13 protein-coding genes and 1 pseudogene are annotated in these 13,153 nt (G+C 42.9%); 7 read left to right on the top strand and 7 right to left on the bottom strand.

From position 1 onward, the window contains the following. Window positions 1–91: 91 nt before the first annotated feature. The 4 genes from ACHBID_RS03945 to ACHBID_RS03930 all read right to left on the bottom strand — a co-directional run bounded on the left by ACHBID_RS03945 (window position 92) and on the right by ACHBID_RS03930 (window position 3,793). Window positions 92–1,291, bottom strand: a complete 1,200-nt coding sequence (locus ACHBID_RS03945; RefSeq protein WP_105122955.1) for an LCP family protein — start codon at window positions 1,289–1,291, stop codon at window positions 92–94. After that, a complete protein-coding gene (locus ACHBID_RS03940) occupies window positions 1,291–1,815 on the bottom strand; it encodes a GNAT family N-acetyltransferase (RefSeq protein WP_394731676.1) in 525 nt (174 codons plus the stop codon). The genes ACHBID_RS03945 and ACHBID_RS03940 overlap by 1 nt, the downstream gene beginning before the upstream one ends. Beyond that, window positions 1,808–2,248, bottom strand: a complete 441-nt coding sequence (gene tsaE / locus ACHBID_RS03935; protein WP_105111600.1) for a tRNA (adenosine(37)-N6)-threonylcarbamoyltransferase complex ATPase subunit type 1 TsaE — start codon at window positions 2,246–2,248, stop codon at window positions 1,808–1,810. The genes ACHBID_RS03940 and tsaE overlap by 8 nt, the downstream gene beginning before the upstream one ends. 84 nt (window positions 2,249–2,332) lie before the next feature. Continuing rightward, a complete protein-coding gene (locus ACHBID_RS03930; protein WP_105160225.1) occupies window positions 2,333–3,793 on the bottom strand; it encodes an NCS2 family permease in 1,461 nt (486 codons plus the stop codon). A 230-nt stretch (window positions 3,794–4,023) separates the two neighbouring features. On the opposite strand from ACHBID_RS03930, the gene ACHBID_RS03925 reads away from it, so the two are divergent. The 7 genes from ACHBID_RS03925 to ACHBID_RS03895 all read left to right on the top strand — a co-directional run bounded on the left by ACHBID_RS03925 (window position 4,024) and on the right by ACHBID_RS03895 (window position 9,989). Further along, window positions 4,024–4,836 (top strand): Cof-type HAD-IIB family hydrolase, encoded by an 813-nt coding sequence (locus ACHBID_RS03925; RefSeq protein WP_105118595.1) that lies wholly within the window; start codon window positions 4,024–4,026, stop codon window positions 4,834–4,836. Between the two features lie 220 nt (window positions 4,837–5,056). Beyond that, the gene (locus ACHBID_RS03920) at window positions 5,057–6,046 is read left to right on the top strand and encodes a PTS sugar transporter subunit IIB (protein ID WP_105118522.1); all 990 of its coding nucleotides are present in this window, start codon (window positions 5,057–5,059) and stop codon (window positions 6,044–6,046) included. Window positions 6,047–6,095: 49 nt separating this feature from the next. Next, on the top strand, window positions 6,096–6,902 hold the full coding sequence (locus ACHBID_RS03915; RefSeq protein WP_105118523.1) for a PTS mannose/fructose/sorbose transporter subunit IIC: 807 nt from the start codon (window positions 6,096–6,098) through the stop codon (window positions 6,900–6,902). Window positions 6,903–6,923: 21 nt separating this feature from the next. Further along, window positions 6,924–7,835, top strand: coding sequence for a PTS system mannose/fructose/sorbose family transporter subunit IID (locus tag ACHBID_RS03910; protein ID WP_105144979.1), 912 nt, complete (start codon window positions 6,924–6,926; stop codon window positions 7,833–7,835). A 63-nt stretch (window positions 7,836–7,898) separates the two neighbouring features. After that, on the top strand, window positions 7,899–8,273 hold the full coding sequence (locus ACHBID_RS03905) for a DUF956 family protein (protein WP_105160027.1): 375 nt from the start codon (window positions 7,899–7,901) through the stop codon (window positions 8,271–8,273). A gap of 214 nt (window positions 8,274–8,487) precedes the next feature. Next, window positions 8,488–9,762 carry a serine--tRNA ligase gene (serS, locus tag ACHBID_RS03900; protein ID WP_394731672.1) on the top strand — a complete coding sequence of 425 codons (1,275 nt, stop codon included), beginning with the start codon at window positions 8,488–8,490 and terminating at the stop codon, window positions 9,760–9,762. A gap of 11 nt (window positions 9,763–9,773) precedes the next feature. Beyond that, a complete protein-coding gene (locus tag ACHBID_RS03895; RefSeq protein WP_105122949.1) occupies window positions 9,774–9,989 on the top strand; it encodes a PspC domain-containing protein in 216 nt (71 codons plus the stop codon). A 294-nt stretch (window positions 9,990–10,283) separates the two neighbouring features. Here ACHBID_RS03895 and ACHBID_RS03890 read toward each other — a convergent pair whose 3' ends face one another. The 3 genes and pseudogenes from ACHBID_RS03890 to ACHBID_RS03880 form a co-directional block, all read right to left on the bottom strand. Beyond that, window positions 10,284–11,873, bottom strand: coding sequence for a type I restriction-modification system subunit M (locus ACHBID_RS03890; RefSeq protein WP_172026683.1), 1,590 nt, complete (start codon window positions 11,871–11,873; stop codon window positions 10,284–10,286). Window positions 11,874–11,917: 44 nt separating this feature from the next. Continuing rightward, window positions 11,918–12,385 (bottom strand): annotated as a pseudogene (locus tag ACHBID_RS03885) (restriction endonuclease subunit S); the annotation flags it as partial. A 92-nt stretch (window positions 12,386–12,477) separates the two neighbouring features. After that, window positions 12,478–13,146: a Fic family protein gene (locus ACHBID_RS03880; RefSeq protein WP_394731671.1), complete on the bottom strand. Its 669-nt coding sequence runs from the start codon at window positions 13,144–13,146 to the stop codon at window positions 12,478–12,480. Window positions 13,147–13,153: the final 7 nt, after the last annotated feature.

Below are 13,153 nucleotides of genomic sequence, written 5' to 3'. Positions count from 1 at the left end.
ACCACTGCGCTGATATGTTGACACGAACTAAAGAAAGAAGCCTAGACTTTTTGCCTAGGCTTCTTTCTATGTACAAACTCGAGATTGTCTATCACTGGCCACCTTCTGCTGAGCTAGAAGAGGTTTCGACCTGACTGGACTCCGAATCTCTTGACTTAGAGGTCTCTGTTTGGCTATAGTCAATATCGTAGGTTGGCGCTGTTTCCGGTTCGTAGGTTTCACCGTTGGCTTCAACTTCGATATCATTAGTATAGGCATTGAGGACCTCGATTGGACTGGATTGTCCAAAGAGATATTCCAAAACCTTGATGTTGGTCTTGATTTTAGAAACTTTTGGCAAGCCCAAGGATTCCTTGAGGACATTTTGCATTTCCAAAACATGGGCCGCCGTCGGGATCTGGTAGGACAACTCGTCAATTGTGTGACCTTCACCACCCAATTGGTAGGATTCAACCTGATTCAGAGCATCCTTATAGCCCAGAAGACTAGGAATGGTTGAATTTGAAATCACAAAATCCGTCCGCATGTGCTTAGAGACAGCTTTCAAAATCTTTTTATACTGCGTAAATCCATCCAATTGCAAGAGCTTGGTCACCAGGGCCTGGATAACCTCGCGCTGCCGCTTCTGCCGACCAATATCTCCCTCCGGATCATCGTAACGCATCCGGGCATAGACCAAGGCCTGGTCTCCATTGACCAATTGCTCCCCAGGTGGAACGACAGCTGTGTAGGCAGGTTCATACTCATCGATAGTAATCGGGAAGCCCAAGGTATTGTTGACCTTGATACCACCAATGGCATCAACCAGCTCCACCAGGCCATCCATATTGATTTCGACATAGCGATTGATGGTAATATCCATCATCTTCTCAATGGTCGCAATGGACATGGCCGCTTGACCATAGGCATAGGAGTGATTCAACTTCTCAATCTTATCACTAGAACGACCATTCTTATTTGCTATCTCTACCATGATGTCACGCGTCAAGCTCATCATGGTCGTTTTCTTAGTTAGAGGATTGACCGTCACCAAAATCATGGAGTCACTCCGCCCTTCTTCCCAGTCCAGACCCCGAGTTGCCTGGTCGGTATCCACCCCCATCAAAAGAATGGTCAAGGGCTCAGTAGCCTCGATAATCCCTTCATCTTCTCGGTTACCGATAGAGCGAAAAGTCTTTGCAATCTCCCCGGTCGAGTAATTCAAAAAAGTCGCGGTATAGATTGCTCCTGCCCCGATTGTCAACGCTAGGATGGACAAGAACATCAATAAAATTTTAGTTCCTATTTTCATTATTCACCTATTAACTTGGCCATAGAATACAAATCTAGCCAATCTCCCTCATCTGTTCTAGCTCCCCTTGCCAGAGTCCCTTCAATCTTGAAGCCCAATTTTTCATACAAAGCCACTGCTCTTTGGTTACGGACCTGAACCGTCAATTCTAAACGCTTGAGCAAATCCATTTCCTCAGCCCAATGAATCACTTCCTCCAGCAAGATGGAACCCAGTCCCTGTCCCCAGTAGGCTTTTTTAACCGCAATAAAAATAGTTCCGATATGGCTAATACGAAACTGACTGGAGGACTTGACCGACACTACTCCGATGACTTCATCGTCTAACTTGGCCAGCAACTGCAGCTCCCGAGGATTTTCTATGCAAGCCGTAAAAATATCTTCGATATCTTGGACACCAAGCCTAAACCCCGTCTCATCCATGACAAGAAAATCGGTTTCACCTGCGACCTGGTTCATAAAGTCAATAAAGGATTGGACATCAGCTGGTTCTGCTTCCTGAAAATAAATTTCCTTCTCAACAATCATCTAACAACTCTTTCAATTGGGCACTACGCGGTCCTGACGCATTAAACTCCAACCTCCGACCGTCCTTTTCGATGGCAATACGAACTGTCAAGACATCGTCCAAGAGGTCGGCATCTAACAACTCTCCCCATTCAATCACGGTCACCCCATCGCCATACAAAAAATCATCTAGATCAATGGAATCCGGATCATCACCAATCCGATAGACATCTAAATGATAGAGTGGCAGACGACCCTCATACTCTCTTACAATGGTATAGGTTGGGCTTTTTATCATTTGCTCAATATTCAGTCCCAGGGCAATTCCCTTGGTCAAGGTCGTTTTCCCAGCACCTAGCTGACCTGATAAAACAAGGACGTCCCCTGCCCTAAGCAATTCTCCTAGTTTTCTTCCAATAGCTTGTAATTCTTGTTCATTTTGACTATACATATCTAGCATTATAGCATAGCTTCCCCTAGTTTGTCATGGCCCTACCCAACAAAAAAACTGGGTCTCCCCAGTTTCAAAGTTGCTTTAGATAATCGCTAAGATAATGAAGTTCAAGATAAAGAGTGCTGTTGAACCCCAGAGGATTGGGTGAATCTCATTTGCCTTACCAGTCGAAACTTTTACCAAGCAATAGAAGATAAAGGCTGCCGCAATGCCGTAAGAGATAGAGAAGCAAAGGGCCATGAAGAAGGCAGCGAAGAAAGCAGGAAGCGCATCTTCAAAGTTTTGCCAATCCACATCAAGGAAGCTGGATACCATCATCACACCGACGATAATCAAAGCTGGTGAAGTTGCCGCTGCTGGCACGATACCAACGAATGGCAAAATGAGGATAGACAATAGGAAGAGAACTGCAGTTGTCACAGCTGTCAAACCAGTACGTCCGCCTGCAGAAATACCAGCCGCAGACTCCACGTAAGTTGTCGTATTTGACGTACCAAAAATCGCACCAATTGACGTACCAATAGCATCTGCAAAGAGAGCACGGTCCATTTTAGAGTTAAAGCCTGTACTATTTTCAAGCGCCTTCTCATCTTCCTCAGAGAAGATGCCTGTCTTACGGCCAGTACCGATGAAGGTTCCCAAGGTATCAAAAGTATCTGACAAGCTAAAGGCAAAAATGGTCATCAATACTAGTGGCAAACGGCTAGAGTCCGCAAAGAGTGAAGCCATGCCATCAAAGGCTGCTAGGAAGGTTGTGCCAAGCTCAGCAAAGGCAGAACCAATATTATTGTTGGCAAAATCAATAGCAGAAATATCAACCACACCAGCTGGAATCCCCGCAAGAGTCGTAGCAATGATACCAATCAAAATCGCACCGCGAACATTTTTAATGACCAAGACAGCAGTCAAGAGAAGACCAAAAACAGTCAAGAGAACGCTTGGATCTGTAAAGGTTGAGATGGCTGGAACAACGCCACCACCTGCAAACACGGAGAAGACCCCGTTTGAGAAGGTTTCAGCTGTCGCATCAGCAGGAGCAACACCATTAACTGTGATGATATCCGAAGCTGACGTCAGGAAGGTAATTAGGTTTGAATTTTTGAAGCCAAGGTAGGCTACGAAAACCCCGATACCACCACCGATAGCATGTTGCAAGCTAATTGGAATAGCCTTGATGATGCTCTTACGAACCTTGGTCACTGTGATAAAGACGTTGAAGAGACCGCAAAGGAATACCATTGCCAAAGCTTCCTGCCAGGTGAAACCAAGTCCAATAACAACAGTATAAGTAAAGAAGGCGTTGAGACCCATACCTGGCGCCAAGGCATAAGGTACATTGGCAAAGAGACCCATAACCAAAGTTGAAACCGCACTAGCGATAATGGTTGCCAAGAAAACTGCCTGAGAAGGCATGCCTGCAACACTGAGGATGCTAGGGTTCACAAACAAGATATAAGACATAGCGAAGAATGTCGTAAGACCTGCCATGATTTCAGTCGAAACGGTCGTTCCATGTTCTTTTAGTTTAAAAAACTGTTCCATTTTTCAATTATTCTCCTTTTATTTACGAACGATATAGCTATTATATACAAATCGTTTTTATACTTCAAGCAATTCGTGTATGAAAACGTTATTTTCTAAAACAATGTTCGTTTTTCACGAATATTCCCTCTTGATTTTTCTTCACATCCTAAAAACGATTAGCTTTTTGCTTTTCTACAGGCATTTTGCTATACTGGAACTTATTAGTTTCAAAAAGGATAAGACAAGGTATGAAGAAAAAAATTATTTCCATTGACCTAGATGGTACCCTACTAAATCAAGATAGCCAACTAAGTGATTACACAGTTTCTACTATTAAAAAAGTAAAAGAGGCTGGACATACCGTTTTGATTGCTACAGGTCGTCCCTATCGTATGGCAGAGCAATTTTACAACCAATTAGAGCTAGATACGCCCATGATTAACTTCAATGGTTCTCTCATTCATCTCCCAGGAAAAAAATGGGCCTGGGAAAAGAATATTCTTATTGATAAAAAATACCTACTCGATTTTTTGAAAGAAGAGGAGCGGTTTGAAGCAGACTTTATCGCAGGAGAATACAAAAATAAATTCTTCATTACGCAAAAACATTTAGATAAAATCGACCCTTCCCTCATGGGAGTTGAGCAAATTACACCAGACACACTCATTAAACCTGAGCTGATTACCAGCGACCCTCACTCTATCCTCATGCAAACACGTGCTACAGATAAGTATCAGCTTGCCAAGGAAATGAAGGCCTACTTCAATGATGAACTGGAAATCAATACTTGGGGAGGTCCCTTAAATATTCTAGAAACTTGTGCTAAAGGAGTTAATAAAGCTACCGCCCTTAGCTATGTCTTAAACCTCTTCCAGGCCAGTCCTAGCGATTTAGTTGCGTTTGGCGATGAGCACAATGATGTCGAAATGCTGGAACTGGCTGGCATTAGCTATGCCATGAAAAACTGTAGTGATACCCTTCGTCCTCACGCAGACCGCTTGACTGAATTTACAAATGTTGAAGATGGGGTTGCCAAAGAACTAGAAAAATTATTTCTATAAGAAAGAACTGCGTCTGCAGTTTTTTTCTTTTGTTTTGCATAGCCAGCAACAGATTTCTGAAAAGAGTATGTAAAATTTCGGAAATTTTTTCTGTTTTTAACACAAATTTGCTTGACAAATTACATGAAAACGTTTTATAATATACAAGTTCAAGGAAATGTAAGCCCATTCATTAGTTTTACATTTCAAAGGAACTAGAAAAAATTTAGGGGGAACAATAATGAGTATTGGAATCATTATTGCAAGTCATGGTGAATTTGCAGCTGGCATTCATCAGTCTGGTCAAATGATTTTTGGCGAACAAGAAAAAGTTCAAGTTGTAACTTTTATGCCAAGTGAAGGACCAGATGATTTATATGCTAAGCTCAATGCAGCTGTTGACTCATTCGATGCTGATGATGAAGTGTTGGTATTGGCGGACCTTTGGAGTGGTTCTCCATTTAACCAAGCAAGTCGCGTTGCTGGCGAACGTCCAGACCGTAAATTTGCCATCATCACTGGACTTAACTTGCCAATGCTAATTCAAGCCTACACAGAGCGTCTAATGGATGCATCTGCAGGAGTTGAAAAGGTTGCCGCAAACATTATCAAGGAAGCCAAAGATGGTATCAAGGTTCTTCCAGAAGAACTTCAACCAGCTGAGGCTGCTCCAGCTGCAAGTGCTGCTCAAGCACCTAAAGGAGCAATCCCACCAGGAACTGTTATCGGTGATGGTAAGTTGAAAATCAACTTAGCTCGTATCGATACTCGTCTCTTGCATGGTCAGGTCGCTACTGCTTGGACTCCAGCTTCTAAGGCTGACCGTATCATCGTCGCTTCAGATACAGTTGCACAAGACGACCTTCGTAAGCAATTGATCAAGCAAGCGGCTCCAGGAAACGTTAAAGCAAACGTTGTTCCTATCAAGAAACTGATTGAGGTTTCTAAAGATCCTCGCTTCGGTAACACACACGCTTTGATTCTCTTTGAAACACCTCAAGAAGCTCTTGAAGCAATTGAAGGTGGCGTAGAAATCAAGGAATTGAACGTTGGTTCTATGGCTCACTCAACAGGTAAAACAATGGTGAACACTGTTCTTTCTATGGATAAGGACGATGTTGCAACCTTTGAACGCTTGCGTGAACTTGGTGTCAAATTCGATGTCCGTAAAGTTCCAAACGATTCACCAAAAGATTTGTTTGACTTGATTAACAAGGCAGATGTTAAATAATAACTGATTAACACTGTGTGATTATCAGAAATATGAAAGGATTATAACTATGTCAGATATTTCAATTATTTCTGCAATTTTGGTCGTTTTTGTGGCCTTTCTTGCAGGTATGGAAGGTGTCCTTGACCAATTCCAATTCCATCAACCAATCGTTGCATGTACCCTCATCGGTCTTGTTACCGGTAACCTAACAGCTGGTGTTATGCTTGGAGGAACTCTCCAACTTGTTGCTCTTGGCTGGTCAAACATCGGTGCTGCGATTGCACCAGACGCTGCCCTTGCTTCTGTTGCTGCCGCTATCATCTTGATTAAGGGTGGTGACTTCTCAGCAACTGCTATCTCAGTTGCTCAAGGTCTTGCTATCCCTCTTGCTGTTGCAGGTCTTTTCCTTACAATGCTTGTGCGTACTGCATCTGTTGCCCTTGTACACGGTGCTGACGCTGCTGCAGAACGCGGTGATTTCGGTGCACTTGAGCGCTACCACTTGATCGCTCTTTCACTTCAAGGTCTTCGTATTGCTGTTCCTGCTGCCCTTCTTCTTGCTATCCCAACTGAGGCTGTTCAAGCTGCTCTTGAATCTATGCCAGCTTGGTTGTCAGGTGGTATGAACGTCGGTGGTGGTATGGTTGTTGCCGTAGGTTTCGCTATGGTTATCAACATGATGGCTACTCGTGAAGTATGGCCATTCTTCGCTATCGGTTTTGCTCTTGCTGCTGTTAGCCAGTTGACACTTATCGCTCTTGGTGCTATCGGTGTATCTCTTGCCTTCATCTACCTTAACCTTTCTAAAAAAGGTGGAAACGGTGGCGGAGCTGGTTCTAACGATCCAATCGGCGACATCCTAGAAGACTACTAAGAAGAAAGGAAGAACACAATCATGACAGAAAAAATTCAACTTTCAGTAAAAGATCGTAAAGCGATTTGCTGGCGTTCAACCTTCCTTCAAGCATCATGGAACTTTGAGCGTATGCAAAACTTGGGTTGGGCTTACACAATGGTTCCAGCTATCAAAAAACTTTACACTAAGAAAGAAGATCAAATTGCGGCTCTTAAACGCCACATGGAATTCTTTAACACACACCCATACGTTGCTGCACCTATCGTCGGTGTAACACTTGCCCTTGAAGAAGAGCGTGCAAACGGTGCTGACATCGATGATGCTGCTATCCAAGGTGTGAAAATCGGTATGATGGGACCTCTCGCTGGTATCGGTGACCCAGTATTCTGGTTTACAGTACGTCCTATCCTCGGTGCCCTAGGTGCTTCACTTGCTGTGTCAGGTAACATCCTTGGCCCAATCCTCTTCTTCGGTCTTTGGAACGCTATCCGTATGAGCTTCCTATGGTACACTCAAGAGTTTGGTTACAAATCAGGTAAAGAAATCACTAAAGATATGTCAGGTGGTATTCTCCAAGACATCACTAAAGGGGCTTCTATCCTCGGTATGTTCATCCTTGCCGTACTTGCTCAACGTTGGGTATCTATCGGCTTCAACTTCACGGTTTCTGAAGTTCCACTCTCAGAAGGTGCTTACATCGAGTGGGATAAATTGCCAGAAGGCTACGAAGGTATCCAAAAAGCCTTTGAATTGGTTGGTCAAGGTTTGTCACAAACTCCAACTAAAGTTACTACTTTCCAACAAAACTTGGACGGTCTTATCCCAGGCTTCATGCACTTGCTTCTTACCTTCCTATGTATGTGGTTGTTGAAGAAAAAAGTTTCTCCAATCACTATCATCGTTGGTTTGTTCGCATTCGGTATCGTAGCTCGCCTACTTGGAATTATGTAATCCATTAAGAAACCCCGCTCATGCGGGGTTTTATGGTATAATTAAACAAGAAATGAGGTAACTATGGCACAATCATTAAACAAACACGTCGAACTATCCACAACAGGCGTTTCCTATCTCAGTCTTGCAGGTGGAACGGTTGGCAAGTTCCTGCTAGGTGATCAAGCTCTGGAATTTTATGCTGATAACAACGTTGAAAATTACGTTCAAATTCCTTGGACATCTATCGATCAAATCGGTGCCAATGTTTCCAACAAGAAAATCAGTCGCCACTTCGAAGTCTATACTGATAGCGGCAAATTCCTTTTTGCTTCTAAAGATTCTGGTAAAATCCTAAAAATTGCTCGTGAACATATTGGCAATGACAAGGTGGTCAAACTGCCAACTCTCCTGCAAATTCTAGGACAGAAAATCTCAAATCTATTTGCAAAAAAATAAGAAATCAAGTATAATAAGACAAACGGATAAGTAGTATCAGGCGTTTTTCAGAAAGTCTGCGGTCGCTGTGAGCAGATAAACAAGGGATATGAAATTCTACCGTTGGCTAAAAATGACATACTTAAAGTGCACAGAATGTGAAGCTGGATGGAACCGCGGTAAATATCGCTCCAGCATCTCTCATTCTGTGTTTTTTATTCTAAAGGAGACATCTATGCTAGATATCAAACGTATTCGTACAGATTTTGACGGAGTGGCTGCCAAATTAGCTACTCGTGGTGTGGCTGCTGAAACCTTGGCAAACATCAAGGAATTGGATGCAAAACGCCGTGAAATCTTGGTTACTGTAGAAGAATTAAAAGCAGAGCGCAACACCGTTTCTGCGGAGATTGCCCAAGCGAAACGCAACAAGGAAAATGCTGATGACAAGATTGCGGCTATGCAAAAATTGTCTGCGGACGTGAAAAATTTGGACGCTCAACTCTTGGAAATCGATGAAAAATTGAACGCTATTCTCACTGTACTTCCAAATACGCCACATGACTCTGTTCCTGTTGGTGCAGATGAAGAAGAAAACGTGGAGGTTCGCCGTTGGGGAACACCTCGTGAATTCACTTTCGAGCCAAAAGCACACTGGGACTTGGGTGAAGACCTAGATATTCTGGACTGGGAACGTGGGGCAAAAGTAACAGGTGCCCGCTTCCTCTTCTACAAAAACTTGGGTGCTCGCTTGGAGCGTGCCCTCTACAACTTCATGTTGGACGAGCATATCGCAGAAGGCTACCAGGAAATCATCACACCTTACATGGTCAACCACGACTCTATGTTTGGTACTGGTCAATATCCTAAGTTCAAGGAAGATACTTTCGAGTTGGCGGATACCAACTTCGTCCTCATCCCAACTGCGGAAGTGCCATTGACCAACTACTACCGTAACGAGATTCTGGAAGAAAAAAACCTGCCAATCTACTTCACAGCAATGAGCCCATCTTTCCGTTCTGAAGCTGGTTCTGCTGGTCGTGACACCCGTGGTCTTATCCGCCTCCACCAATTCCACAAGGTTGAAATGGTCAAATTTGCCACACCAGAACAGTCTTATGATGAATTGGAAAAAATGACGGCAAATGCAGAAAATATCCTTCAAAAATTAGGCTTGCCATACCGCGTGTTAGCCCTCTGTACAGGGGACATGGGCTTCTCAGCTGCTAAGACCTATGACTTAGAAGTCTGGATTCCAGCCCAAAATGCCTACCGTGAAATTTCAAGCTGTTCAAATACCGAGGATTTCCAAGCTCGTCGTGCCCAAATCCGCTACCGCGATGCTGTTGACGGTAAGGTCAAATTGCTCCACACCCTTAACGGTTCTGGCCTAGCAGTTGGTCGTACAGTGGCGGCAATCCTTGAAAACTACCAAAATGAAGACGGATCAGTGACCATTCCAGAAGTTCTCCGTCCATACATGGGTGGGGTAGAAGTGATTAAACCTTAGGAGTAAGGAAGATGAACAAGAAATGGTATAAGGACAAAAGTCGTGGTGAACTGGCTGGCGTTATCGCAGGTCTTTATGACTACTTTGACCTATATGAGAACTACGGTTGGAAATTAGAAAATGTTCGTTTGGTGGTCATTATCTTGGCCATTGTCACCAACCTCCCCTTTCTAACTGCCTATATCATTCTGGCCATACTTTTACCAGACAAGTCTGAACTCAACTAAAGCTAACAAAGAACAAATGGATATAACAAAACGCATAAAAGCAAGTTTTAACTACATAATTTTATGCGTTTTTTTGTTTCGGAAAAAACTATAGACATTTGAATTAGCTTTGAAACATTGCAACTTTCGAATTGCTCTACTCTAGTACTGCCTGCACCTCAGTTCCTTGTCTGAAAGCTAATTCATTCGACTATATAAAAACCGGCAGCAGAATGGTAAGCTAATTTCTGATTTGTATTGCAATTGTGGATATTCAAAAAGCGAGTAGAATTCCTACTCGCTCTTTTCATTTATCTAAAAATCTACTCCCAAAGTCTTTAATTGTTGACGAATCTTATCTTCTAGAGCCCGAATCTCTAGTCTATCTTGTTCTAGTTGCTGCGTTACTTGCCCGAGATCGATTTCTTCCTCTTCCTCAAAAGTATCAACGTAACGAGGAATATTTAGATTGTAGTCGTTTTCTACAATTTCTTCTATTGATGCCAAATGAGCATATTTGTCAACAGACTGACGATTATGATAGGTCTCTACAATTTTTTCTACCATATCATCGGAAAGGTGATTCTGGTTCTTCCCTTTTTCAAACTCCTTGCTCGCATCGATAAAGAATACATCCTTGGTCTGACGATTTTTTTTGAAGACCAGAATAGTGGTTGGAATACCTGTGCCATAAAACAGGTTAGCTGGCAAGCCAATAACTGCATCCAGGTAATTTTTCTCAATAATCAGTTTGCGAATATGACCTTCTGCTGCTCCCCTAAAGAGCACTCCGTGTGGTAAAACAATGGCCATGGTCCCTGTATTATTTAAATGATAAAGACTGTGTAAGATAAAAGCAAAGTCCGCTTTAGAGGCTGGTGCTAACTTACCGTATTCCATAAACCGTGGATCCTTCAATTTGGACTCACGATTGTCCCATTTAGCAGAGTAGGGTGGGTTTGCGACGACCGCATCAAAACTACGTGGCTGATCGATTCCAAGTTCATCCACCCCGTCCGGCCAGTCACTTTCTAAGGTATCAGCATTATTCAAAATCATATTGCTGTAGCCGACCTGATGCATCATCAGGTTCATCCGCGCCAAGTTATAAGTAGTTGTGTTCATTTCTTGGCCATAGAATTTGATATGCTGGCCCTGAGGTAGTTCATTACGCACTGTTAGTAGCAAGGACCCTGAACCCATGGTTGGATCGTAAACAGAGAAGCTAGTATCTGATTTTTCCAAACCTAAAGTAACAATCTTGGCTAAAATCTTACTCACTTGATGCGGGGTATAAAATTCTCCACCTTTTTTACCTGCCGAAGCAGCAAACTGTCCAATAAGGTACTCGTAGATTTCTCCCAGAATATCCTTTCCTTCGTCATTTTTATACTCAATGCTGTCAATCAGCTTCACAATACTGTTCAAGGATTTTGCACGCGCAACTGTTGAATTGCCCAAACGAGAGTCCCCTAGATTGATGTCATTAAAGACGCCTCTGAAATCTTCCATAGCATCCTGATTGAGTTCTACATTGGCATTAAAATGATCGAAAATCGTCTGGTAATCACTCGCTACAATCTCACTGTTATCAATTTTGGCTACCAGTCTTGCCCATGTATCTTCAGGCTCGATGGCATACCCAAGGTGAGAAGCTGTATTTTCCAAATGCTCTACCAAGTCATTCCCAACTGCTTCTCGCGCATAGGCATCCTGAACAGTTTCCCCTGGAGCAGGACTGATAATTTCATCTTCCACCAAGAAACGCTCTTGATGCTCAGATAGGTAGCGATAAAACATGAAGGCTAGGATATAGTTCTTATATTCCGAAGCATCCATGTTTCCTCGCAATTCATTAGCCATAGACCAAATTTGATTGGTAATGGCTTGAATAGTTTTTGACATGTTTTTGTAATCCTTTCATGTTGTTTCATTTTTTACTCAAAATCTCATTTTCGCTGATGAAGAGTAATAAGCTGATCTAGGTCGGAGAAGAAGCTGCCGATGGCTTCTTGTTCGGGGAGGGAGGGGAGAGGAATCAATGAACTTTTAATATCACCAGAATTTATTGATTCAAAGGTGGAACCAGTACTCAACTTCATCCAATAACCAAACTGCTTCATTCTTATTAAAGTCTGATAGATAAAATCATTTCCCTTAATACCTGCAACTCCACGCCCAAGAACAACCTTATATCTAGTTTTGGCAACATCTCCAACAGGGGCTCTGACCGATACAATGATGTCTCCTTTTTCTGCAATCTTTGTAATTTGCGTTGTCCAAACTCTTGGTTCAACATTCCCATTTTTTAAATCGGCATTTCCTTGAACTAAAATATTGTCTAAAGGATTATTAGTATAGTTTTTTGAATCTGGAGATTGTCCCATCACTACCACCGTCACCTCCCCCAACTTACGCTGTTTCCAAGTAGTTGTGAAAGTAGGGCTTTCATTGTATTTTCAGGCCAAAATAATAGTTCCGATTGAAAGTCGCTTTCTGAAAACTCGACTTAAAACTGGTTTTTTCGTTCTTGTTCAAACTCCAAGGAGCGTTTGAGTAATTGGGATAATCCAGTCACATCTTGTTCCGCTAACATCTCCATATAAAGAGCTCGATCTTCCTTACTAATCAGTACAGGCGCTCCCAACTTGAGCATACTTTGGAACATCAAAATCAGCCGTCCTGTCCGGCCGTTCCCATCACTAAATGGGTGAATACGCTCGAACTGAATATGCACATCTGCCAGCACCTCTAACAGCTCTGCTATTTCCAAAGGCAACCCCAAGCGATAGTTGGCATTGTCCACCCACTGTTGCATGAGAAAAGGTGTTTCCTCTGGCGATGCAGTCTTGAAGGTCGCACCAATAATAGCGTTTTGCACCGACTTAAACTGCCCCCGATCATGCTGGAGGCGGTCCATCAACAAGGCATGAATATCCTTAACCAGTCCCAAACTCAGCTCTTCCCCATTATCTAAGGCAAATAGCAGAGCTTGGAAGGCTTGTTTGTGATTTTCAATCTCGTAAAATTCACGGATACTCTTGTGCTTGCCTGGTAGCGTGCTTTCCAAAATAATCGAAACCGTCTCAGGCAGAGAAATGGTATTCCCCTCAATCCCGCTGGAATGATAGGCCATTCGTACCAGAAGGTCATCTAAATAATCCTGCGAATATGTCATACTAACC

It is taken from the genome of Streptococcus sp. A25 (assembly GCF_043674095.1).
Classification (GTDB): domain Bacteria; phylum Bacillota; class Bacilli; order Lactobacillales; family Streptococcaceae; genus Streptococcus; species Streptococcus suis_V.
Note: the sequence above shows the minus strand (reverse complement) of the source record. Positions and strands in the feature narration are given on the sequence as shown.